General features: G+C 38.8%; 25 protein-coding genes. 10 read left to right on the plus strand and 15 right to left on the minus strand.

The genetic code is table 11. The features are described from left to right. Positions 1–172: 172 nt before the first annotated feature. From GPM24_RS15390 to GPM24_RS15435, 10 genes are all read right to left on the minus strand, one after another. Entirely contained in the window at positions 173–538 is a 366-nt protein-coding gene (locus GPM24_RS15390) for a helix-turn-helix domain-containing protein (protein WP_158828633.1), read from the minus strand. Between the two features lie 39 nt (positions 539–577). Continuing rightward, the gene (locus GPM24_RS15395; RefSeq protein ID WP_158827762.1) at positions 578–1,111 is read right to left on the minus strand and encodes a UpxY family transcription antiterminator; all 534 of its coding nucleotides are present in this window, start codon (positions 1,109–1,111) and stop codon (positions 578–580) included. A gap of 261 nt (positions 1,112–1,372) precedes the next feature. Then, entirely contained in the window at positions 1,373–1,849 is a 477-nt protein-coding gene (locus GPM24_RS15400) for a hypothetical protein (protein WP_158827764.1), read from the minus strand. Positions 1,850–1,880: 31 nt separating this feature from the next. Beyond that, on the minus strand, positions 1,881–3,074 hold the full coding sequence (gene lhgD, locus GPM24_RS15405) for an L-2-hydroxyglutarate dehydrogenase (protein WP_158827766.1): 1,194 nt from the start codon (positions 3,072–3,074) through the stop codon (positions 1,881–1,883). 39 nt (positions 3,075–3,113) lie between these two features. Then, on the minus strand, positions 3,114–3,584 hold the full coding sequence (locus tag GPM24_RS15410; protein WP_233268901.1) for a glycosyltransferase: 471 nt from the start codon (positions 3,582–3,584) through the stop codon (positions 3,114–3,116). Between the two features lie 84 nt (positions 3,585–3,668). Next, positions 3,669–4,958 (minus strand): WcaI family glycosyltransferase, encoded by a 1,290-nt coding sequence (locus tag GPM24_RS15415; RefSeq protein WP_158827770.1) that lies wholly within the window; start codon positions 4,956–4,958, stop codon positions 3,669–3,671. Positions 4,959–5,034: 76 nt separating this feature from the next. Beyond that, entirely contained in the window at positions 5,035–6,048 is a 1,014-nt protein-coding gene (locus tag GPM24_RS15420; protein WP_158827772.1) for an NAD-dependent epimerase/dehydratase family protein, read from the minus strand. A gap of 24 nt (positions 6,049–6,072) precedes the next feature. Next, positions 6,073–6,648 (minus strand): putative colanic acid biosynthesis acetyltransferase, encoded by a 576-nt coding sequence (locus tag GPM24_RS15425; RefSeq protein ID WP_158827774.1) that lies wholly within the window; start codon positions 6,646–6,648, stop codon positions 6,073–6,075. Next, positions 6,645–7,829: a glycosyltransferase gene (locus GPM24_RS15430; RefSeq protein ID WP_158827776.1), complete on the minus strand. Its 1,185-nt coding sequence runs from the start codon at positions 7,827–7,829 to the stop codon at positions 6,645–6,647. Before GPM24_RS15430 ends, GPM24_RS15425 begins: the two co-directional genes overlap by 4 nt. A 27-nt stretch (positions 7,830–7,856) precedes the next feature. Then, a complete protein-coding gene (locus tag GPM24_RS15435) occupies positions 7,857–8,942 on the minus strand; it encodes a glycosyltransferase family 4 protein (protein ID WP_158827778.1) in 1,086 nt (361 codons plus the stop codon). A gap of 570 nt (positions 8,943–9,512) precedes the next feature. On the opposite strand from GPM24_RS15435, the gene GPM24_RS15440 reads away from it, so the two are divergent. After that, entirely contained in the window at positions 9,513–9,767 is a 255-nt protein-coding gene (locus GPM24_RS15440; RefSeq protein ID WP_158827780.1) for a hypothetical protein, read from the plus strand. Positions 9,768–10,643: 876 nt separating this feature from the next. Then, positions 10,644–10,931 (plus strand): hypothetical protein, encoded by a 288-nt coding sequence (locus GPM24_RS15445; RefSeq protein ID WP_158827782.1) that lies wholly within the window; start codon positions 10,644–10,646, stop codon positions 10,929–10,931. A gap of 33 nt (positions 10,932–10,964) precedes the next feature. Here the strand turns inward: GPM24_RS15445 and GPM24_RS15450 are convergent, their stop codons facing one another. Next, on the minus strand, positions 10,965–11,342 hold the full coding sequence (locus GPM24_RS15450; RefSeq protein ID WP_158828634.1) for a helix-turn-helix domain-containing protein: 378 nt from the start codon (positions 11,340–11,342) through the stop codon (positions 10,965–10,967). 656 nt (positions 11,343–11,998) lie between these two features. Here GPM24_RS15450 and GPM24_RS15455 point away from each other — a divergent pair. The 4 genes from GPM24_RS15455 to GPM24_RS15470 all read left to right on the plus strand — a co-directional run bounded on the left by GPM24_RS15455 (position 11,999) and on the right by GPM24_RS15470 (position 15,223). Further along, positions 11,999–12,397: a hypothetical protein gene (locus tag GPM24_RS15455; RefSeq protein ID WP_158827784.1), complete on the plus strand. Its 399-nt coding sequence runs from the start codon at positions 11,999–12,001 to the stop codon at positions 12,395–12,397. Positions 12,398–12,529: 132 nt separating this feature from the next. Next, positions 12,530–13,921, plus strand: a complete 1,392-nt coding sequence (locus GPM24_RS15460) for an exopolysaccharide biosynthesis polyprenyl glycosylphosphotransferase (RefSeq protein WP_158827786.1) — start codon at positions 12,530–12,532, stop codon at positions 13,919–13,921. Positions 13,922–14,077: 156 nt separating this feature from the next. Then, complete coding sequence (locus tag GPM24_RS15465; RefSeq protein WP_158827788.1) at positions 14,078–14,899, plus strand: MOSC domain-containing protein; 822 nt, start codon at positions 14,078–14,080, stop codon at positions 14,897–14,899. Positions 14,900–14,983: 84 nt separating this feature from the next. Then, positions 14,984–15,223, plus strand: coding sequence for a hypothetical protein (locus tag GPM24_RS15470; RefSeq protein ID WP_158827789.1), 240 nt, complete (start codon positions 14,984–14,986; stop codon positions 15,221–15,223). A 169-nt stretch (positions 15,224–15,392) separates the two neighbouring features. Here the strand turns inward: GPM24_RS15470 and GPM24_RS15475 are convergent, their stop codons facing one another. Continuing rightward, positions 15,393–16,448 carry a spore photoproduct lyase family protein gene (locus tag GPM24_RS15475; RefSeq protein WP_158827790.1) on the minus strand — a complete coding sequence of 352 codons (1,056 nt, stop codon included), beginning with the start codon at positions 16,446–16,448 and terminating at the stop codon, positions 15,393–15,395. Between the two features lie 155 nt (positions 16,449–16,603). Between GPM24_RS15475 and GPM24_RS15480 the strand changes: the two genes are divergently transcribed. Next, positions 16,604–17,053 (plus strand): hypothetical protein, encoded by a 450-nt coding sequence (locus tag GPM24_RS15480; protein ID WP_158827792.1) that lies wholly within the window; start codon positions 16,604–16,606, stop codon positions 17,051–17,053. A 5-nt stretch (positions 17,054–17,058) separates the two neighbouring features. Here GPM24_RS15480 and GPM24_RS15485 read toward each other — a convergent pair whose 3' ends face one another. The 3 genes from GPM24_RS15485 to GPM24_RS15495 all read right to left on the minus strand — a co-directional run bounded on the left by GPM24_RS15485 (position 17,059) and on the right by GPM24_RS15495 (position 20,183). Further along, the gene (locus tag GPM24_RS15485; RefSeq protein WP_158827794.1) at positions 17,059–17,418 is read right to left on the minus strand and encodes a hypothetical protein; all 360 of its coding nucleotides are present in this window, start codon (positions 17,416–17,418) and stop codon (positions 17,059–17,061) included. Between the two features lie 124 nt (positions 17,419–17,542). Further along, positions 17,543–17,956: a response regulator gene (locus GPM24_RS15490; protein ID WP_158827796.1), complete on the minus strand. Its 414-nt coding sequence runs from the start codon at positions 17,954–17,956 to the stop codon at positions 17,543–17,545. Next, a complete protein-coding gene (locus GPM24_RS15495; protein ID WP_233268875.1) occupies positions 17,949–20,183 on the minus strand; it encodes an ATP-binding protein in 2,235 nt (744 codons plus the stop codon). The genes GPM24_RS15490 and GPM24_RS15495 overlap by 8 nt, the downstream gene beginning before the upstream one ends. A 305-nt stretch (positions 20,184–20,488) precedes the next feature. Here GPM24_RS15495 and GPM24_RS15500 point away from each other — a divergent pair, with 305 nt between their 5' ends. The 3 genes from GPM24_RS15500 (at position 20,489) to GPM24_RS15510 (ending at position 24,782) form a co-directional block, all read left to right on the plus strand. Next, a complete protein-coding gene (locus GPM24_RS15500) occupies positions 20,489–22,360 on the plus strand; it encodes a PAS domain S-box protein (RefSeq protein WP_158827797.1) in 1,872 nt (623 codons plus the stop codon). Between the two features lie 153 nt (positions 22,361–22,513). After that, a complete protein-coding gene (locus tag GPM24_RS15505) occupies positions 22,514–24,331 on the plus strand; it encodes a hypothetical protein (RefSeq protein WP_158827799.1) in 1,818 nt (605 codons plus the stop codon). A 97-nt stretch (positions 24,332–24,428) separates the two neighbouring features. Then, positions 24,429–24,782 (plus strand): YtxH domain-containing protein, encoded by a 354-nt coding sequence (locus GPM24_RS15510; RefSeq protein WP_158827801.1) that lies wholly within the window; start codon positions 24,429–24,431, stop codon positions 24,780–24,782. Positions 24,783–24,788 lie beyond the last annotated feature (6 nt).

The following is a 24,788-nucleotide window of genomic DNA, read 5'->3' on the forward strand; positions in this document are numbered from 1 at the left end:
TCTGTAGTTTGTAACTTGTCCTTTTTTGTTTAGGTAAAGTAACTACACAGATGCCTTTTTAATGCTATCCTAAAAGTTGCTATATTGAGTAACTTATAGACAAGCAATTAAAAAATAAAAGGATAGCAGATGAGCTGCTATCCTTTTTCATTTTAGGTTTATAATTGGTGGTTTAGTATTTTGCTTCAGGATGATCGCCCATGCAAAGCAGCAGATCATTGTATTTTTCCATCAGGTTGATGTATTTATCTTTCCAGTAATTCTGGTTATTGTTTTCAATCTTAACTTCAACGTTAGGTTTAACAAGCCTTAGCCCGTTATTGAATTCGTTGGGCGAAAACATGCTCGGAAACTCAATTGAAAAGTCGTGATTTAAGGCACAGCCAATCCGGTAAATAATTTCCGATCGTAAGTTTTTCTGATTGAACCAGTTATACACAGACCGTCTATTAACGTTGGTTAAACGGGCCAGCTCGCTGATACTATAGCCGTTTCTTCTTATAACTTTCTCAACGATATGTCCATAATGCTGATCCATACGATTGTTATTTAGTGATAGGTGAGGAATTGTTGTCATTTAGTTATTGAGTATAATTTGATCCTGACTTAGTTTTACAATTAATGCACAGCCTAACTGTTCTAATACCATTAGCACCGATGCACCATGTACTTTAACTATTTCGCCACTGCAGTCGGTAAACGGGCCGTTTTTGATTTGAATTTTGTCGCCAATATTATAACCGCCACGGGAGTTGATGATGTCCAGGTTAGTATACGAACTTACAATTTCTTTTACCCTGGTAATTTCAGAATCATCCACCAAAACTGGTTTGCCGCAATGTTGTACAAAATCAATAATGCCGGCTGTTTGCTTCACCTTAAATTGGTCAGTGGCCGAAACCTGCACAAATAAGTAAGATTTAAATAGTGGAGTACTCACCGTTTTATACCGGTCGGCCCATTTGCGTTTTTCAGAAACAGAGGGACAAAAAGAAATTATTCCTTTATCCTTTAGTAGCTGGTCTGTCTTTTTTTCCCAGTTCGATCGTGTGTAAACTACCATCCAGCTTCTTGTTGCTGATGTATTAAACGATGTTGTATTGCCACTCATAAAATAGATTTGGTATCAGGTTTTTACAAGTAACAATTTACGCAAAAGCGATTTTACTTACGGTACTGTACCTTTTATGTATAGCACTATGTCTATAACCGGGAAAATTTGAGAAAATAGTGTTACTATAAGTGTCTAATTGTTAGCTGGTTATAAGAAGTTAAGTGTGAATGTTTTGTGAAATTGCAAACGTAAGTTGCCTAAATTGGTTAGTTTGATTTATCTAATTTTGAGATAAAACGGCGAATTATTGCCCACAATCTAAATTTCTGTGTCAGATGTATGGTTAGGTAACGAGTACCAAAGCTTGCGGCCAATCTTGGTTGTGTTCAGTAAGTTTTGCGCTTTAAGCTCGCACAACACGGTTGATATTTGCCTTATCACAAACTCTTTGCTTAAACCGGGTTGCAGCAATGTAATCTGTTCGGCAATGTCTTCTTTAAAACCAGAGTGTATAACGTTTAAAGCATACGAAATTTTATGACTGATGGAGAGCCCAGGCCTAAAGTTTTCAGGTACCTGTAAAACTTTGTGCGATTTAACTCTAACAGGCGCTTTTCTTTCTAAATCTTCATGAACAGTAACGTGCGCCGAAAGCTCGCTATGGGGAACAAAGGATTTATTAAACGTGCTTTGCGTAATTGCGGCAATAATGTCTTCTATACGTTTAAGCTCTGTTTTGTGAAATTGAGCTTTTTCCTGTAAAAACGTAATAATGTCTTTTTCAGTGATTGGCATTATATAACGAAAGAGTAGATTTAGAATAAGTTTAAATTTGGCTGGATATGTATTTTCCGATAGCTAATGATGACGTGGCTGCAGGAGAAGGGGCGTTTCTGACGTGCACAATGTTGTTTCGTTTCAAAATATTGAAATCGTCAATCAATATACCTTTTCTGTCGCAAGCCTGTGCTCTGATGCCTGCGCCACCCGGTACCAGGTCATCTTCCTGAATTTCGGGAACAAGCGCTTGTAGGGCTTTGGTGAAAGCCGATTTGGACAACGATCTGTAAATTTCACCCATGCCAGTTTTACCGTACTTAGCTACAATCTTCCAAAAGCCAGGCCATGAAAAGGTATCCCAGCAGTCTTTGCCGCTGAAATCGAAGAATTTATATCCTTCTCTTTTAAAGGCTAATACTGCATTGGGCCCTGCTTCCACGCCGCCATTTACCATGCGGGTGAAGTGTACGCCTAAGAATGGAAAGCTCGGATCGGGTACTGGGTAAATAAGGTGTTTTACCAGATATTGCTTCTCTTTTTTTAGTTCATAATATTCACCTCTAAAAGGTATAATTCTTAAATCGTTGCCTTTTTCGGTATAACTAGCCACACGGTCTGAAAAAAGCCCTGCGCAAGTTATCAGTTTATTTGTTAGGTATTGACCGGATGAGGTAGTGACTAATACAGTATCCTTCACATTGGTTACCTTAAGTACAGGCTCACTAAATCTAGATTCTCCGCCTAATTGGTGATATATTTTGAGTAAAGTAGTTGCCACTGCCGGATAATCTATGATCCCGGTTTGCGGTACATGTATAGCCTCTACACCAGCGCAATGCGGCTCTCTTTCCTTAATTTGTTCGGCATTCAAATACTTAATGCCGGTTAACCCGTTAGCCACGCCTCTTTGGTATATGTTATTTAGTGCTGCAGTTTCTTTCGGGCTAACTGCAACAATTAACTTACCGCAGATATCGTAAGCAATGTTGTGCTCCTGTGCAAAATCAATAAGCGTTTGATAGCCTGATATACAATTTTGTGCTTTTAAGCTACCTGGCTTGTAATATATACCGCTATGAATAACGCCACTATTATGGCCCGATTGATGTTTAGCAACATTATCTTCTTTTTCGAGAATAAGAATTTTGCAATCCGGCTGTTTAAGTTTTAACTGGTAAGCTACCGATAAGCCAACCAGCCCGGCACCAATAACAATATAATCGTAATGACTTGTATACATAAATATAGAGTAAAATAAAGAGGGTGTAGAATTAAGGATCTAATTATAATCGGGCAACTCCTGTAACGCATTACGTGTAAGCGTGGCCAGTTTAGATGGATTTTTTAGCAAATCGCAAATATGGTTTGCCCAGATATCTTGATTTAACGGCAATACGTAACCATTGCGATCATGTATAACATTTTGCTTAAATATACCGGTGAGCGGCGTGGTAATGACCGGCAATCCGCTTTTGCAAATTTCAGCAAAAGCCGCCTCGCACATATAATTGCAATTAGGAAACAGAAGGATCTTTACTTGCGGATAGTACCATGACTGGTTTGGCAAAGTGGTACGGCTTAGGTAGTCAAAGTCAATACCTGCCATAAGTAGTTCCTTTATGTATGCGTTTCTTAGCGTACCTTCTCCCAAAATGAGTACCCGGCAGTGTCCAACTTTGCTTTTAGTTTTTTTTGCAACGCCCGCAAAAAATGCAGGCAGTTCAGGCGCTGTTAAATTACATAAGAACATTAAGTCAAACTTCTTATGCTTCAAAGTTTTTGTTAATGTTGTGTTTTTCAACTTAGGTAAGTTTGTAGTCGATAGTCTGATAAATTAGGCGACGGGCATATGATGAAGAGGTGTTTCTGTACTGGGTAGTTCTTCGCCAATATCCCGCAGTACTTGCTTTAGTATGCTATCGCGGCTTAAATATGTATTGGCATATTCAATTGCATTAATTTTCTGGAGCTTGTTATCCATGCTGCAGCATTCTAAAATGCTTTCTGTTAACGCATCCTCATTTTCAGCAGGTACAATAACGCCCATATCGTATTCATTTATCAACTCATACAAATGAGTGCCGGGGTCGGCGGTTACTAAAGCCAATCCGCCCACCGCTAAAATGTTGGTAAGTTTAGACGGCATCATCAAGTCACTTGCATTTTTCTTTTGAATGACTAGGTGCACGTCGGCCATGTTTAAAAACTTATTAAACACATCCATTTCCTGAAACGGAAGAAAAAAGACATTGCTCACATTATTTTCGGTAGCCAACTGCACTAATGCTTCTTTATAAGGGCCGTTTCCACAAATTAAGAATTTAATTCGGGGTTCAAATTCCAAACGCTTGGCTATAGAAATCAATGAGTCTAAACCTTGCTTTTCACCTAAGCTACCAGAGTATAAAACCACCTTATCATCCGCATCAAATCCCCATTCGTTTTTATAAGCTGAGTCGTTTTGCAAGGGCCAGAAGTTTTCAAAATTTACCCAGTTAGGAAAATATTTAACCGGCTTAAAGGTTTTTTGCATAATTTTTTTCCTCATGCCCAATGATACAGTAGTTAACACATCACAGTGATTCAGAATATATCGCTCAATAGTAAAGAGCATTTTAAAAAGTGCATCAAACCTAAGGATGCCCAAATCACGAGCAGCTTCTATTTCCATATCATGAATATGATATATCAGCTTGCCACCTTTAAAAAAACGGTAAAATAAACCTAAGTAGCCTAGTATAAATGGCGGAGCCATGCAAAAAATATAATCGTGCCGTGGCTTAAACAGCAGGGATAGGATTACAAAAAACGAAGTAATACAAAAAGTTAACTCATGAATGATACGCTTAGCACCAGTAGGTTGTGCCGGTACGTACATAGGGCAACGGTAAACAGTTACGCTGCCATCGTTTGATACTTCTTTTTTGTAAGTACGGCCCGAATACGGTGATTGTGTTTTCCAGTACGGATAATAGGGGAAAGAGGTAACAACAGTACAGTCGTAATCATTTTCAGTAAGCCAGTCAACCATTTCACCCGTGTATTTTCCGATGCCGGTTAGCTCAGGAGCAAAATTAATTCCCATCAATAGTACTCGCTTTTTTTCTGCGTTCACAGTTTTCATAAAGTTGTGGTGTATTTAGGTAATTGCGGCTAATAGTAATGCTTACCTTAACTGGTTATAAGCTGCAATACGGTAACTAGCTATGTAAAACCGGCTTTAAATTAGGTTTGGCAACAGGTTGTTGTACGCGGTAGCCTTTATGCTCAACAAGCCAGTTTATAGTTTTGGATGTGCCGGCAGCACGCGAAAACGGCGCTTCACCGGTTAATTGATTTATATCTTCCAGCGGGAAAATATTATCCGTCATCATGTTTTTTAGCCTAAAGCTGGTCATTGGAAATTTAACATGCACCTTGGTTAGCATGTTACCCACTAAGGCAGCGGCTTTAATAAAAGCAAATGGTATTGATTTGACAGGCCCTTTGCCTAGCTTTAATGAGATCTCATTCGCCCAGTCAGAAATCGGAATAGGGGTTTTATCTCCTAAGTAAAATGTTTTGGCATGTACGTTATCAGCGGCCATTATTTTTCTGATTTGGAAAATAGTGTTACCTACATAGCCATATGTTTTTGTACAGCACTTGCCAAAATCAAAGTACCGGCCACTGTACACGGTGTTGAAGAAATCTATATAAGGCACGTTAAACCAAGGGCCCCAAATAGATGTTGGCCTGATGATGGTCCAGCTGTAATGCGGATTTTTGATATTTATAACCAACAGTTCGCCGGCTACCTTGCTTTCGCCATACCGGGTGTGCGGTTTAAAAGTGCGATAGTCGGTTGGTATAATGCCTGGTTTGCACACATACATGGATGATGTGTAAATCACCTTTTTTAACGAAGGTGTTTTAGCTGCCACATCAATAACATTTTGCGTTCCGGCTACGTTAGTCCGATAGTAATCATCTGTTTTACCATCCAAGTCGGTAACTGCAGCCAGATGGATAATTATTTCTGGTTCAAATTCAGTTACCGCTTTTTCAAGCGCCTGGGCATTTAAAATATCTACGTTCTGCCAATACGGAATTTGCTCGGGATTAACAGGCGACGACTTATCCAAATTCAGTACAGAAAAGTTATCCTGCACTAAGTTTTCGATTAAATTGGTGCCAATAAAGCCTGAGCCGCCGGTGACGATGACTTTAATCATATGACTATAATTTTAAAGGGTGTGTTAAACAGATACTGTTTCAGCATTTTTGACCGGAATGCGGTCTTTTACCGGACGTGCAGGGTATCCAATACAAATTTTGTTTGAGGGCAGGCTTTTAAGTACAGTGCTTCGGGCACCCACAATAGTGCCTTTTCCAATGGTTATCCCTGCGGCTACAAAAACATCGTTAGTTACCCAGCACTCATCTTCTATTACAATAGGAGAGGCGTAAATGTCAAACGTAGGCACGGTATAATCATGGCCGCCGGTATTCAGGTAAACCCGGTGCGCAATAGCTACGTTAGATCCAATGGTTATATTGCCTAAGCTGTACAGCACGCAATCGTCGCCAACCCATGAATGATCTCCGATTGATACTTTCCAGGGGTAGGTAATTTTTGTAGTGGGGCGGATAGATACATTTTTGCCAATTTTAGCACCAAACAGCCTGAGCAGAAACCGGCGCCAACCAAACATTACCTGTGGCGACAGGGCAAACAGTGTACTTTGAACAATCCACCATAATTGCACCGTTACTTTTGAGCGACCTCTAAAACTGGCTGGTACCGTAAACGATGTTAAATCCTGATATTTCATACGCCGGCAACTACTTGAGGTTTAACAATAATGGATTCGGCAGGCTTATAAAGCATTTTGTGATAAAAGCTTCTGTATTCGGGTATTAAACTTTTAAGGCGGAAAGGCTCGCTTACCAAAACCGGTTTCTTATCAGCAAGTGCGTTGTTCGTAAAATCGTTGTAAATGGCAGATATTTGGGCAGTTATTGATTTTACTTCATGCTTGCACAACCAGCCGCCGTTTGGAATGATGCTTTCCCAGATATATACATTATCTGATATCAAAACCGGTAAGCCGGATTGTAATGCTTCAATAACTGATATGCCATAGTTTTCATTCATCGAAGGCAAAATGAAACAGTCTGACCCAGCAAAGGCATCGGCTTTTCCCGAACCGGTTAAAAAGCCACTTACCACTACATGTGCCTCGAGGTTAAGATCGTGAATGGTTTTACGGATAAAAGCTTCATAAGCAGGCTGTCCTTTTCCGGCAATTACTAATTTGGTGTTGGATAATTGGGTTTCGTCTAAAAACGCTTTGTAAGCGTACAAAAATAAGTCTAGCCCTTTTTTATAATCAACCCGCGAAAGAAACAGAAAGACTAGCTTATCATCAGAGATGCCTAATTTTTCTCTGAAGGTTTTACGGTCTCCTTTTGCCTCATAATCAATGGGTAGTGGTAAAATATTGATGTTGTTGTTTTGTTTATTGTAAGTTCTTAAAACAGATTTTTCAATACCCGAGGTACAGCATATGGCACCTGCATTGCGGGTCATACTGGCAATCAATAGTTTGCCTACCACCTTTTTCAACTGTTTTTTCTTTTGCAGATCGAAAGGGTCAAGCGAGCCATGCGGCCAGATTGCATACGGTGTGTTTACGCTATTGGCTAAGCGGGCTGTTTGAATAGCCAATGCGCCCCAGGCTTCGTGAATAAGAATTAGATCGAAGTTGTGTATGTGTTCTTTTAACCACTGATAAGCACCGGCAGAGTAGTTGAACTTGTAAGGGAAACTTGGCTCAAACAAATGAACGCGGTTTTGCAGCAAATCGGCGTCAAATTCCTGACCTTCCGAATACAAAGACAATACCTCATTATCGTAGCCTAATTCGTTTTCTATGGCCATTATAGACAAAATGGCCGAATAAGTGCCGCCAAGCTTTTTGTCAAAAGCGCCAATGACATGTAAGATCTTCATGAGAAAATTTATTGGGGGAAATGGAGATTATAATTGTTGGTACAGGTTGGCGTATGCCTCTGCAATATTTTTTTTGCTATATCGCCGGGCATTTTCAAAGCCTTTTTGGCGAAGCTCTTTTTGTAGTTCGGTGTTACTGATTAAAGTTTTGACGCCGTTTCTGATAGCGTTTACGTCTAACGGATTAACCAGTAGTGCACCATCACCGGCCACCTCGGGCATTGAAGAGCAGTTAGATGTAATTACCGGAATGCCTGTAGCTTGTGCTTCCAAAATGGGCATTCCAAATCCCTCTAACGTTGATACATAGCATAAGAGGTTGCTTTTCTGGTATTCAGCATACAACTCTTCTATGGCCAAATCATATTTGTTTTCGTACCGGATATGATTTGCTTGCAAAAGATTAATAATGTGTTGCGATAGCCGGCCGATAATAACCAGTGTGCAGTCTAAATCTTTAATAGCTTCAATCAGCCGTTCAAGGTTTTTGTTAAAAGCAGTGCCGATTTGCAGTAAACGCGGAGGCTTGCCTTGCTGAAGCGTTGCTATTGGCTTATAAATTTCATCAATAAAATTGCCTATAACACTAACCTTTTTGGGATTTACTTTTATGTACTTAAGCAATTCACTTTTGGTGTGATTGGATACAACCGTCACCTTTTGGGAAAAAGTTACGGGAAAGTAAATCCAAAATAGCCAATAGACGTTTCGAGCCAGCCAGCCTTTGTTGTGCATAAAGCCGAAATCATGAATGGTTAAAACACGTTTGCTAAACCAGGCTCCCAAAATGGTGTAATGGACATCGCCAGTAATATGAATAATCTTCTTTTTGTGCGATAGTAGTGCTGATGTATTTAATACTCGGTTAAGCAAGCCTTTACTATAATGAGATAACTCAACATTGTTTATAGGTAAATTCTGTTTGTTGAGTGAAGATGAAATATTGTAAAACAGATATTCAATGCTGCATTGACCCGGAAAGGGTTTCCTGAAAATAAGCACAATCTCTTTCATTAACGCGATGGTATTGCTGGTTACAGTTATTATGCGCCCATAACGGTAATGGGCAGTAAGCGGATATTTATGTAGATGAGTAGCGTTTGCTGCTAGCACCTTTTTATTAAAATAGAGTAGCTTTTACCTGGAGACATTTGTGCTGTTACAGAAAACAGCTTCGCCATTTTGCTTACAGCAATTACTTTTCAAAAGGCAACAAAGCATGGTTGTTTACTTGTTGCTGATGGTGAAATTAGGTATAGTTTAATTAAGAATTAAGGATAACTGGGCTTATGATACCCTAATTGTGAAATAAGGTGAAGCTTTGTGAAATGGTGGTTGAAAAAGAAAAAATGTATGGAGAGAAAGGAGAGATGTGATAAGTAATAATAACCTCATATCATTACAAAAATACCAAGTGAGCTATTCTGAATATTGCATTTGCCTGTGCAAAAAGTAACATAACTTCACATAAGATGTGCATTGATACTCAGTTTGTTTCAATTATTTTGATGGCTGTTTGCTAATATTCAAATTTGAGCTTTATGTCAGTAAATAGTTAACGGGTCCTGGTTGAGTGCGAGATTCAGCCAGGCCTTTTTTAAATCGCCCATCACTTAAATAAAACAACAAAGGCTACGTTGAAAATATACGTCCTGTATGCAGCTTCTGATAAATAATTAAAATATGAATTTCCAATTAATTAAATATCCTTTGGCAAATGTTGAGGGTGAGGTAGATGCCAACGGTATTTGGTTAAGCCCCGAAATTAATTACGAAGAAACGATTAATGCAATCAATCTGTACTTGAATGCCAAAAATCTGAAACTGGTTAATGGCAGTTTTAAAGTAGTTAAAGAAGGATTGAATTTATACGCCACCGGCTATGCCGAAAAGCGTATGAGCAGGTGGACGTCCGGCGAGGATGACCCAATATCTTAAAGTAGTTTAGTGAAACTTTATGTGGCTACACATAAAATCGGCACCAAATTGTTCAAGAAATTATATTTAATAATAGCTACTACTAATCTTTTAAGATAATAAAATGAACAGCATTTTGTACTGTAAACAATGTGGAAAAGACGATGTGGAACGTATTAAGAGAGGGTACATCTTCAGAACTTTTCTTCCTTGGCTTCCTGTTTATAAATATATATGCCGGGCTTGTTTAAAAGAATGGTACTCTTTCAGCAGAATTTAAATTGACACGCTTGAATATTTCTGCATTTCCTATATTTTAATAGGCTTAATCTGGAACAGAGACACATATCGTCAATCGACTAAAGCTCTATAGATATTAGTAGCGATTATAGTCCCTATCTTTTTTCCTAAACATAACATACATCGGCCTTTTGAAGCTACAAATGGTAGTAGATTCAGTTGCTCTTTTACTTTAATGATTAAATTCTTGTGGAGGTACAAGTCCAATATATAGCTTAAAGATCATGCTTTTTTCACTGCCAAGCTTGTGAAGCACTGTAAGCCTTATAAGTAAGTACTGGTAGATTATTATTCGATTAAGCGCAAGTAATGATAGCCTACTAAGTGCTCAATCATGATTTGTATTAAAACGCTGAAAAATAAGCCATTAGAGATATAATTAAAATTTTTGATTTTTATGGTAACCAACTCGTACAAATTACCGTAAAATTCATTTAACATAGCGGCTAACGATTGAATAAAGAAGCTCGTTTAAATAGATTTAAATCTATTTAAACGCAAAAAAGCTTAATTGTATTCTTATATTTACGACATAATAAAAATTTCCGTTTAAGTAAACACCTTTTAAGGTGTTTAAATATTTGTTTTGTGTATTTTATGAATAACTTTCAATCTGATGACTTTGACGCGGCCATCGATATCACTATAAAAGGTGTTACGTATAGTTTTAATACGGTTTACATCAGCGATTTTTTAACCAATTGCGAAGCTTTCATGTCTATTGACGGCAACGATTTTGAAGTAATGACTCAAAACATTGCAGACGCGGTTATAGACAATGCAACCACCGAAGCAAGTATTAACGAGCTTAGGCCGCAGTTGAAATTTTTACGAGAAATTGGCTTTTTGCTGAAAGGATTTACTAAAGTCTCAGATGAAGAATAATTCTTCACTGTAACTTATACTACCAGGTTTATACTAAAAGTTGCCAGCTTCCCTTTGCTTCATGCTGTTTAAAAGCAAATTGTTATATTTTTCTAGCAGTGCAATGTACTTGTCTTTCCAATAATCGTCTGACATTTCTTTTAATTCTTCTTCCTCATTACTGTTTAACAACACGATGTTGTTTTTAAAGTATTTAAACTCACTAGAACTGAAAAGATTCGGAAATTCCACAGAGAAATCGTGCTTAAGTGCGCAACCAATTCTGTAAATAATTTCTTTTTTTAGTCTTCTCTGGTTAAACCAATTGTAAACAGATCTTCTGTTAACATTTGTAAGACGAGCTAGTTCAGTTAAGCTATACCCATTTCTTCGTATAACCTTTTCTACTATCTGACCATAGTGCTGTTCCATCATTGTGTGTTTAAGTTTTAGGATAAGATATTATTTAAATACAAGTAACTACAGACATTTAACTGCATAGGTTTATTGAGTTAAGTAATATTTAGTTTTTTAAATGTACGCAATATTTTTTTCTAATAATGATAAATATTTTGAGAAATAAATTTTCTGTATTGATAATTTAATTATAAAGATAATTTATTTTCGTTTAATATAATATCTTTTTTTCGTAATAATTATAACTGGAATGCCACCCAACTAAGATATTTATATTTTTAATATTATTTAAGGGGTGTTTTAACCATATTTAATATTATAAATAATTTTAATTTAGGTTAATTTCTATTCCGTGTAGTTTTGTAAAATTTTTATCACATTAACAAATTTCCCTGTAAACGCTATGTCTAATTGATGAATATTAGCTAATAGGAAACTTTTTTCTCGAATTTCACACATTTATATATACTATTATACAACAGCTTAATTTAAGATTGTAGCTTCTGTTTTCCATGTAACTTTATTTCAGTAAAAGCTAAAAGCACATTACATAATTATAAATTCTGAAGCTAATGAGCGGTTCTAACCCTTTATTTGGTTAACTGTCAGAATAGTTACATGCGTCTGGGAATTTGAATCACCTATCCATTAATACACTTAATTAAGCATTTATGAAACCAACATCACAATTTAATCGCAAAGCTTTAATAGCTGTTCTAACTCTTTCTGCTTTAAGCTTTCATGTGCATAGTCAGAGCCAAGCATTGCAAACAAATTTTGCAACTGCTTCAAAAGTTAACCTTACCGATACGTCTTATACTGTTAAATCAACCTCAATAATTAAAGATACTGTAGCATGTATGTTCAACCAGGTCGGCAGTAAACGCCCAATGCTGATATGGCGCAAAGGATACATTGTGTTGGTCAATAATCAGGTTACCGTTAATAATCAGCCATATGCCTCTAAAAATGTGTCAAGTCTTACTGGTCTGTACGGCAATGAATTTTTAACGGCTAGCAAAAAGCCTCTTGGCAAAAGAAATGTTATCCAGGTAATCTTATTAAATTAATCAAATTACGAATCCTGTAATTTGATACCTTTTAGCGGCGCTGTCCCTGTCGGGCATGCTAATATTTATAAGCAGTGCATTTTACCGCCGTTGCACCCACGTTATTTAACTGTTTAATTGTAAATAAGATATATGCAAAACCGTTACTTATATATCGCAGGTATAGTGTTGCCATTGGTCGATTTTTTAGGCATCAACGTAGCTTACATGGTTGCTTTTGATGTACTGAACCCAACATGGCGCAGCATACCCTTCAGTAACCTTATGCAAATGCTTATCATATGCAATTTGCTTTGGGCTATGATTGCAAAGTACATAAAGCTGTATGACGAAGTAAATCTATATAGTCTTAATAATTTATTCAGCTTAACTACCAAAAGTGTTTATATACACCTTTTGTTGTTCATTGCATACCATGCCATTGTAGGTAGTTTCATAACCTATTACGTTTTTTTAATAGTTTTTTATGCGCTGCTACATGTGCATTTGATATGTAGTTATTATACTTATAAGCTGCTGCGGCCTTTTATTAGGCAAAAGTATAAGTTAAAAAAGCCTGTTGCGCTGATGGGGATGAACCCGGAAAGTACGCAACTGGCTTACTATTTTCAAAGCAATAATTTGGATTACAGCCAGACGAGGTTTTTAGATGAACATGATTGTTTGGTAATTGAAGACAAGGAGCTTACTGTACAGCAAACATGCCAGCATATACAAGAAGTGGCTCAAAAAGGTATTTATGAAGCCTACGTGCTGTTATCTCCCGAAAAAATTAGTGGTATTGAAGTTTTGATTAATGAAGCTAAGAATCATTATGTAAATTTAAAATTTGTTTCCGATTTTAATCCTGCCTTAACATTGCCGTTGCCCAACAATCATCTGGCTTATTTCTCCATTAAAAAAATGGATAATGAACCCTTAGAGGAAATTAAAAATCGATTTGCAAAACGCGTTTTCGATATTGTGTTTAGCTTGTTTGTTATTGTATTTATATTAAGCTGGTTATATCCCATTTTTGCTTTAATCATTAAGCTGGAGAGTTCCGGTCCTGTGATTTTTAAACAGTTACGTAGCGGCCGGTACAACCAAGATTTTTGGTGTTATAAATTCAGAAGCATGCGAATGAATAACGACGCTGATAATCGCCAGGCAACCAGATTTGATAACCGTGTTACGAGGTTCGGTCGTTTTATCAGGGCTACTAGTTTGGATGAGCTACCCCAGTTTTTTAATGTTTTGATGGGAGACATGAGCATAACCGGACCCAGACCCCATATGCTGAAACACACAGAAGAGTATCGCGGAATTATAGATAATTATATGGTGCGGCACTATTTGAAGCCTGGCATAACCGGCTGGGCTCAAGTGAATAACTTAAGAGGTGAAACCACTGACGTTCAATTGATGCAGAAGCGTATCGATCATGATATCTGGTACTTGAAAAATTGGTCGCTACTATTAGATATGAAGATTGTTTTTCTTACAGCGCTTAATGTTATCGCCAGAAACGGTGAAGTATATTAAGTACTTTGTTAATTATAATTTCGGTGGCGTTTTCTGTATTGAAACTTATGCATCACTGCTACTAAAAATTCAATAACAGTGTAATGATAGAATTTGAAGCCGGTTGGCATTTGAAAGTGTTAAGTCTGTTATCTTTGTTGTATCAATTTCAGGCATATGCTTCACGTAAATCAGCTTTACATTTATCCTATTAAATCATTAGGTGGTATTTCAGTAACGGAAGCTCGTGTAACGCCCACTGGTTTAGAACACGACAGGCGCTGGATGCTGGTAGATGAGCAAAATAAATTTTTATCGCAACGTACCTTGCCACAGCTGGTTCATTTTAAATTGCAGTTGACCACAGAGGGATTGCAGGTACAGCACCAGCAATCAGAAGATTCAATTGTAATTCCTTACCAGCCCCAAACACAAGAGTATGCCCAGGTAAAAATATGGGATGATATATGTACTGGTCAGTTTGTAAGTGCCGAAGCCGATGCATGGTTTACGGCACAAAGTGGTTTAAGCTGCCGTTTAGTGTACATGCCCGATAGCACACAGCGGCAGGTAGATTTAAGGTACGCGCAGCCAGGCCAAATTACATCATTTTCTGACGCTTATCCAATCTTGCTCATCAGCCAAGAATCATTAGACGATTTGAATAGCCGCTTGCCTGAACCATTGCCGATGAACCGATTCCGGCCGAATATAGTATGTTCTGGCGGCGAACCTTATATTGAAGATATGCTAGCCCAATTTGATATTGGTGGAATTCATTTTTATGGTGCAAAATTATGCGCCCGCTGTATAATGACAGGTGTTGACCAAGACACCGCCCAAACCGGAGTTGAGCCTCTAAAAACACTGGCTACGTATCGTAAGCGTAATAATAAAATTTATCTCGGCCAAAATTTACTTTATAATAGCAACGGGGTTATAAAAACAGGCGAAGTTCTGAATATTCATAAAATGGCTAATGTTCAGCCATTTGGATAGTGAATTCAATAGGTCTTCATTAACGATCTGTGAAAATTATTACCTTCACAGAACCAATTCAATACAAGACAGGTTTAATATAATATGAAAAACGCTTTCGAAATAGATATTCCGATGAAAGATCACCCGCTGGTGATTATGGTTAAACCACGCGAAGCAGATGCCGAACATGTTTTTGATCTTTACTATTGTGATGAACTTTGTGGTTGCTTAGTTAAAAACGAGCACAATGTTTGGATTTACGAGCCACACGCTCATGCTGCTTTGCTATTAAATGCAGAACAAATTCAGCACCTTGGGCAGGAGATAGGCTCACATCAGTAATTGCAAGCCTAATTACCTAAGCTTCATCAAGATCGCTCTTAATGTAATGAACATTCAAGATTGTGTTAACTGAAATGTCTTAACAATTGCTTGAATTGTATCTAATCAACAGCGGCGTCAAAATAAAAATGCCTGGTTGCTTTAAAATCTGCATCCAGGCATTTATTTATTAAAATATGTATCGTATGCCGCACCATGGAATTTCTTCAGTAAGCATATTAATAAATGTATCAATCATTCGCGCTTTTAACTGGTGCTGGTAGCGGATGTTGATGCCACCAAAACTGCTGCGTTTTGTTTCCTGTAACTCGGGCAGCCACAGTAATTCTTCTGCCTTAGGGTTAATGTTGAGATTAGCCAAATGCTGCATTTCATTGTGTGTTAAAAATATCACCTCGCTTTGCATTTGTTTCTTTACCTCAGTACTTACTACTGCATTTAGTTGCCTGAACAATTCACGATAATCTTCTTCCCAATCGCGTTCTACACCGCGTAGCCTATCATATACAATCACTGGCGAAAAATTAACATGCACCTCGTAACCGGCAGCATAAAAGTCGTTTATTGCTTGCAAACGTTTTTCTATGCTATCCGTACGTACATCAACCAGCTTACTCACATCGGTTGGCATCAGGCTAAATCTGATGCGTATTTTTCGTTGTGGGTCAAAATCAAGCATATTATGGTTTACAAACTTAGTAGCAAATGTAGCTTTGGCCCTTGTATGCTCTTTGTAAAACTGAAACACATCGGCTATTCCCGGTGATATATCATAATCAATGGATACATCAGAATTGCAGCCAATATCATAAGTATAAAATTGAGGGTCTGTTTGATTAGGCACCCGTGGCCAAGGTTGTGTCATAACATGCTTTTCAACCGTAGCAATTATCTCGTCTGTATTGGTAAACACAGTTATGGGGTTTAGCGATTTGTGGCGGTCTACATAACAATAAGCACAGCCGCCATAACAGCCATTCGCTAAACTGGGCGATATAAAATCGGAGCTGCGTCCACTATATTTAATTTCACGAGTTTTAAGCCGTCCAAGTACCAACAGGTCAGACTTAGCTTTGTAATGCTGCATGTCGTCCAACTCGGGCAACCGGTTATGTTGTTTTATAGGCAGGCGCACAGCATCCGGATATTTAGCAGCAACAGCTTCTCCGTTTTTATTTAATGCATCAGGTGTAAACAGTATTTGTTTGGGCTTAAAATCGGGCATAATCTGTTTTACAGGTTCATTTTATATGCTTAAGAACCATGCCAACTACCGTTTGGCAGTAGGTTAATTGTAATGCTGGTGCCATATTCAGCCAGCTTAACAGCATTAAAACTATAGCTTAAAAAGGTTGTTATAACTGGTAGAAAACATCATAAATGCGAACCGAAAACACGCCACCAAGTGAACTTTATACAACAAGCCGTACACAAATTCAGCATTATGATATGGCAATTGGCCAACGGCTCATTTGGCTTAATAACAGTCAGGCGTTTATGTTTGGTGTATATGCAGTAACAGTCATCATCAAATCGCCAACACCGCTGTTGGCCGGCAAATTGCAGGTACTGGCGTTTGTAATACCTATACTAGGTTTAACAACCACTTTGTTCACGCTGTTTGATATCATCAGCAGTATAGTGCAAATGAGCAAGATTACCCGTAATTATCAGAATGCTAATAACAACAGCGGAAAAGAAGCAAATTTCCCGCTGTTAAATGGTAATCTCAAAGACCAAATTTTGCTACGTATATCACCCGTAATTTCGGCGTTGCTTTTTCTGTTAGTTTGGGGTTTTCTAATTGGTTACGACCATCAACTAATATAAAAAGCCTACTCTACAATTTTTATTTGCTCTGGCTCGGTAATAACAATTTCGGGTTTGCCTTTATAGTCTATCACCATACCGGTGATGGTAACTTTTTTGCCCTTAAAAGCTGTTTCGGGTGCAGTGGTGAATTTTTTGCGATCGTCACCTTTTATCAGCAACGTTAATAATTCATTGGGATGAGCAGCACCGATATCCAGTAAGGTAATATCAGAACCGCTAAGATACTTGCCCCCGGCTACAATATCGGTAATAACAACCTTTTCATTTTTATGACTGGCAGCGTCTTTTGCATTAATAACGGTTTGACTAAATGCGCTGAAAGACACAAAGGAAACAATTGCGCTGAAAAGAAACTTTTTCATAACGTTTAAATGAGTTGTTATAACTAATTCTTTATTAACGAAGATACATCATTGGTTTGCATAACTCAAGTGGTTCGTGTTAGGCGGGTATAATTTAGTTTTTTAAAGTATTGATACCGTGCAATCAATTTACCACCGCAGCTGTTTTGAGCCAAAAATGGTGTATCGAGGTTAAGCAGCTTATAATATTCAAGTAACCAAGTGGTTTAGTAACATAGGCATTGGCGCCAAATTCTATGGATGAATGAATGTCGCGCGGATTATCGGATGTAGAGAATACCACTACAGGTACTTGTTTTAACGTTTGTGATTCTCTTATCTTTCTTAAAATATCCAAACCCGACACACCATTCAAATTCCAATCCAGCAACACCAGCCTTGGTAACGATTTATCATCTGCCAGCTGTTGAAGCGTTTGCAGAGCTATTATACCGTCATCAATACTTTTAAGCGAGGTTTGCTGATCAACCTGGGTTAAGGCGCTTTCTACTATATCAATATAATCTAAATCGTCTTCTATGTAAAAAATATCAGGCATCTTGTATGTTTCTAAAAGCTACATAAAAAGTCGTGCCAACTCCTAGTTCGCTTTCCACCCAAATGCGTCCCTGGTGTTTTTCAATTATACGTTTTACAATAGCCAAACCTACACCTGTACCCTCATATTCGCGCACATTGCTCATGCGTTTAAATAATTCAAATATACGATTGTAGTATTGCAGGTCAATTCCGATACCATTGTCGGATATAGCATATACAATTTCGTTGTTGTTTTCTTTGCCTTCAATAGTAACTACAGACGGATTGCTTTTACCCGAATATTTAATTGCATTGTTTAGCAAGTTCGCAAACACCTGGCGAATCATGGTTGGATCCCCGTGTATATCTGGGGTATTACCAACGGTAAGTTTTAAATGTTGTGGATTTAATGCCACAGTAATCTCATTTTGCAGCTCCTGAACCAAATGCTTCATGTCAATGCGCACAAATTCAACATCGGTTCGGCCAACCTTTGAATAATGCAGAACTTCTTTTATCAGAAAATTCATCTTGTCTGCACCATTCACCACTTTTTTCAAAATGTTGCGCGCGTTATCATCCAAACTGGTGTTAGTTTGCAACAATAATTCAGAGTAGTTTTTGATGCTTGATAGGGGAGTGCGCAAGTCATGCGATATGGTGAAGCTAAACGTATCCAGCTCCTCGTAAGCTTGTTGCAATTTTTCGTTTAGCGTACGTATTTGCGTAGCCTGCCGGTTAATGGCATATAATATTTCTTCGCGTAGCTTAAGTACATAGGTGATTTCTGCGCGTGTCCAGTGTACCGATGCGTATTGAACCGTCTCCGACCAAACCTCGAACGAACGGCGTGGCGATAATTGTAATAAGCCGTCTTCGCGTATTTCTACCGGTTTATCCGGATTACCAGCCCAATTAATAGTAGACAACTGCTCCGGTTTAAACCAAATCATCATCTCGCCCAATTCTTTAGATAATGTACAAGCCAGTACGCCGCTGGCCACCTGGCTAAAGGCTACTCCTGGTTTATATACATTAGATAAATTGTGCGTGTAATAAATCTGATCGTCCATGTTTTGCTTTAGCCAATTTACCAATTGGGCTAGCTGTTCTGCGTTAGGTGTATTGCCTAACGTAGCTGTGCGGTCTTCTAAAATCAACGCGGCACCAGTGGCATCAGTTACATCAAGAATGGTAGTTGCATGGCGGGTAACCGCCTCTGTAATGTCACCGTCTTTTCGTAATAACTCAGTTAACTCGGCAAAAGCATCTTTATACTCAGTAATTTTAGCGGTATCTTCCTCTTCCTGTTTGTACTCTAAAGCCGACGATATAATTTGTCCAACCAGTTTAGATGCGTCCCGAGCTTGATAATTGATAAACCGGGGAGTATAGTTGTGGCAGGCCACTAAGCCCCAAAGCTCGTCCTTGTACATTAAGGAAATACTAAAGCTCGACGCTACGCCCATATTTTTCAGGTATTGGATATGTATAGGCGAAACAGCACGCAACGTGGCGTGTGTAAGATCTAACGATGTCGACTGTGAATTGTCAACAATAGTTAAAATAGGTGATGATTCTGTATTGACGTCAGATATAATACGGGTTAAATTAATTTTATAAAGTTCTCGTGCTTGTTTAGGAATATCTGTTGCAGGATAGTGTAAGCCTAAAAATGGCTCAAGGTCATCATTTTTCACTTCTGCAATTACTTCGCCGTGCCCATCCTCCAAAAACTTGTAGATCATGATACGGTCATAACCAATCAGGCTTTTAATCTGATTAGCGGCATTTTCTAATAGTTGCTGCAAGTGCCGGCCATTAAGCATCTCGGATACAGAACGGCCAATAATTTTTTGAATATCAGTTTGTGTAGCGCCTGCTGCAGGTTCAAATTCAAATATAAAGCACTCGCCGGTTTTGGATAAAATCAAATTATAACCAACGCTATCTATCTCCAGGTAATATGGATTGATATAATCATAATTTTTCGCCCGCCTGCTCATTTGCAGCATTTGTACTAAAAAGCCTGGTGTGTCTGGCTGGTTTAGTAAATCTTCAAAAGCAGTAACCGGTTTGCCTAGCAAACTGGAAGCAGTAGCAGGTAAAAATGCGCTTACATTTTCACTGACGAACTGGATATGATTAGCGGAATTTACGGCTACTAAAAAGCCGTGCGATTGAACTTTTCCGGGTATGTGAATAGGCTCCCGGTCGCAGTTGGTTAAATCAACCTGATAATCCATTATAATTACTATATAATTTTAGTAAAAGCTATTAAGCAGAGCGATATACAGATATACAGTAATGACAGCGCAAACAGACAAGTATCGTATAAATGGACTATATAAAGCTTGATCGTAAAATACAGTTTTGTATGCAAAATTATAAATAATTATAAACTTATCACCTGCTATTTTAAATTACCACAAAAGGCATTTAACTATTAACTTAATGTTTTTACCTAATTGCTTTACTTTTAATTAAATTTTCAGAAAAAGGTTTGCTATTCTACGATTTATTGATGAGATTAGTTATAGCATCTGTTTTTATGTTAACAAACACAACCGGGCTACCGGAAAGCGGTTTTTTCCAAACTGACAACCAGTTAAAACACCTAGTGATGCAAGCGCCAGCATTAATGGCCATATTGCGCAAGCGCGAAGGCATCTGCCAATTTTTTAACCCTGTTTTTGCAAAAGTTTGGGGCGACCGTGATATGCTCAACAAATCGATGAGACTGGCTTGGCCCGAATTGGAAGGGCAAGGGTACTTTGAACGTATTGAACGGGTTTACGATTCTGGGATGCCGGAATATGACTACGATTTTAGAGCCAGGGCCGACTGGAATAATGATGGCAATGTTACTGAGGCGTATTTTGATTTTGTATATGCACCTTACCGCGATGATGATGGTACCATAGAAGGTGTTATGATCATTGGTGTTGATGTAACCGGCAAAGTACACGCCCGGCAGCAATTAGCCGAACAACAGCAGCTTTTTAACGATATAACAGACGCAGCCGGAACAGCTTTGTGGATGGTTGATGCGCAAGGGAATATGACCTTTGTAAACAAAACCTGGGCCGATTGGACCGGGCAACCGAAAGAAGCACATTTGGGCCGGGGATGGGTTGAATTTGTGATGCCCGAGGATAGAGAACAAGTCATATCAAGCTATCTTAGAAGTACCACACAATACACACCATATCAGGTAGATTTTAAAGTGTTGCGAAGCGACGGCAAAATACAATGGGTAGCGGCCACAGGTAGGCCCAGGTACCTACCCAACGGCGAGTTTGCAGGTTACGTTGGTTCGTGCATGGATATTACAGACCGAAAAAAAGCAGAGCAGAAACGGCAAGACAACGAAGCGCTTTTCAGAACCATAGCCGATTCGGCACCCGTACTCATATGGATGGCCGGCCCCGATATGCGAACTACTTTTTTAAATACCAGCTGGACACGGTTTGCCGATGTTGCGTCGCTCTTGTCAGACGATGGATATTTACAAAGCAATTTAATACATGAGGCTGATGCAGATCAAGTGTTGAAGCGGTATAAGCAGGCATTTAGTCATCAGCAGGAGTTTTACCTCGAATATCGTATGCAGTGTCGTGATGGCAGTTATCGTTGGGTGGGTATGAAAGGTGTACCCCGTTTGGCAGTTGACGGTTCACTGGAAGGGTACATTGGTTCGGGCATGGATATTACCGAAATGAAAGAGCTTGAGCAGATCAAAAATGATTTTATTGGTATGGCCAGCCACGAATTGAAAACGCCTATCACTTCAATAAAGGCTTACGTGCAGTTGTTATTATCCATGTATAAAAACACTGAGGATGCTTTTCTTAAAAAATCGCTAACTACAGTTAACAAGCAAGTCAATAAACTAACCCGTTTGATAACCGATTTTCTGGATATTTCAAAAATGGAAAGCGGGCGTTTAAGCTTAAATTATGAGCAGTTATTATTAAACGATGTTTTAAGGGAAACTATTGAAGAAGTGCAGCATACTGCTGCACAGCATAATATTATTTACACCGAAAACGTAGGTAACTTTACGGTTCATGCGGACCGTGATCGCATTGCGCAGGTGATTATCAATTTTTTGACTAACGCAATAAAATACTCGCCCCAAAGCAGCCGGGTAGAAGTAAATGCAGCCCGTACAGATGAAGAGGTGGTTGTTGCCATTAAAGATTACGGTATAGGTATAAAAGCTGAAGACATTGACAAGATTTTCAATCGTTTTTATCGGGTAGAAGGTCGTAACGAACAGAATTTTTCTGGCTTCGGTATTGGTTTGTACGTAGCTGCCGAGATAATAAGGCGCCATAACGGGCGCGTATGGGTGGAAAGCGTGCCAGGCAAGGGCTCTGTTTTTTACTTTACTTTACCTGCGTATCCCCAAGGTGTATGATCATTGCACCTAAGCCATCGGTTTGATCAAGACCGGATGCTGCCTGCTAAACTTTTATCTTTCTGTAAGTCATTATCCAAAAGCCAAAACATTATCCTTAACCATTGATTAATAAATTAAACCTGCTGCTAATCTTCAGGTTGCAAAGCGGATATGGCTGAAAGGAAGAATAAAAGTGTGTGGCGGTGGGTGCTGGGTTCTTTAACAGTAATCGCTGGAGTTATTATAGCAGGATGGTTTTTTGTAAAGAAGGATCTTTCAAAACCTAACCAGTCGGCAAATGGCAAAGGTTCGATACTGAAGCCGCTGATTCAAGATAAGTTAAAAGATATGGTGGTTGCAGCAAGCGACAGTTTATATCACATCACCTTCTCCAAATTTGACATGAACATTGATTCAGGCTATGCTGTGATGAGCGATGTAAAGCTTATTCCCGATTCAGCCGTTTATAAACGGTTAGTGGCCGCACACAAAGCACCCGATAATCTGATGCGAATGAGTGCCCAAGATTTGCGACTGACTAAATTTGGCTTTATCAATACATCAGATGGTAAGCGCTTCGGCATTAACAGGGTAGTAGTAGTGCGTCCCAAAGTGGTAATCAGTAACCATCGTTTGGCGGCCAGTCAACCCGATCAGGATAAACAATCATTGCTCTATAAAACTTTCATGAGCTTTTTTAAGCGGATGCATATTGAGCATATGTCTGTCCGTAATGCTGATCTTACTTATATTAATAAGAATGAAGCTTTTGTAAAATCAGATTATCTGCATAACCTTAATATAGACGTAACTGGTTTTACAACCAGTCCGTCAGCTAAAGGCGATAGTGGCAGCAGTTGGACGAACGTTAGTGTAGCCAAATTTAGGCTGGCAACTCCCGATAGTACTTATTACCTGGATATTAAAAATGCGCAGTTGCTGCCTGCTGCACATCGGCTTACTATGGAGCATGCCTCGTTACTGCCACGCCAAAGCAAGGCGCAGTTTCAAAAAACTTATGGCTTTGCCCGCGACCGTATCCATTTAGAGTACGACGATATCAATTTAAGTGGTATCGATATAGAGCGATTCATGCGCAAGCAACAAGTGTATGTTTATAATTATAACGTTGGCAAATCGTGGGTAGAGGTGTACACTAATTACAATTATCCGCTTAAAAATAAGCTTCGGCGCAATGCTTACTTTCACCGCCAACTACAAACATTGGCGTTTGACATCACCATTAAGCAAATGAATATTTCGCATGGTGATGTATATTTCAGGATACTAGCAAGCAAGTCAGACAAAGTAGCAACGCTGGCGTTAACAGATTCGAAAACAATTATTTATAATATTACCAACAATATTGCCGAAAAGCAGAAGAATCCGTACCTCACGGTTGTTAGCCAAGCACTGCTGATGAATGCCGGCTTAATGAAAACCCGCTACGTGTTCAACTTAACGGATAAAACCGGTGGTTATACCGTAAGTTCAACCATAGGGACGATGGATGGCCGCGCATTTAATGATTTGTCTATGCCGCTTGGTTTAATGGAGGTGAAGGAGGGACGCATTAATCGTTCTGAAACGTTTATGCAGGTAAACGAATATCATGCTACGGGGAATACAAACATGTATTACAGTGGTGTAAAAGTAGCGTTGCTGAAAAAGGACAAGGACGACGGTGACCTCAAGCGAAGGGGCTTTTTATCGTTTGTAACCAACATGGTAATGCCTAATGACAATCCCCGTAAAAACGGCGACTTTAAAAAAGGACCTATCAATGTGATTCGGGATCCGCATGATTCTTTTTTCGGCTTTTTGTGGAAAGGCATGGCCGACGGTATGTCGTCAGCAATGATGGGTATGCACCAGCATGGCAAAAAGCCCGATCAAAACATCATTCAAAAGGTAGGTAAGTTAATATCTGGTCCGGGACGTAAGGCGGATAACGTTAAGAATGGGAAGAATCAGGATAAAAAAGACTGATAAAGAACAATTTTCTTAACTTTTTTGCAAATTGCTGTAAACACAAACCCGATATAAACTGTTAAGCAATAAAATCATCTACTAAAAAGGATTAAACATGAAAGATCAAACTAAAATTATCGCAGCCCTATTGGTGGGTGCTGCTGCAGGTGCAGCTGTAGGATTATTATTAGCACCAGAAAGCGGCTCTGAACTGAGAGAAGATATTGCCGATTACGTAAATGACCTGCTTGAAAAAACCAAAGATAAAGCACAGCTTACTGCTGATGATTTGAAAGAGTACGGTAATACTTTGGTTGATAAAGCTAAAACCAAACTTAATGGTGTAATGGGTGCTGCGGCTGAATACAAAGACGAAGCACAAAATGCTGCTTCTGATGCAGTTGATGCTGCTAAATCAAAAGTAAAAGATTCTGCTAATGACCTGAACACTTCAGTACAGAACGCATAACGCTAT

Source organism: Mucilaginibacter lacusdianchii, assembly GCF_009770985.1.
GTDB lineage: Bacteria > Bacteroidota > Bacteroidia > Sphingobacteriales > Sphingobacteriaceae > Mucilaginibacter > Mucilaginibacter lacusdianchii.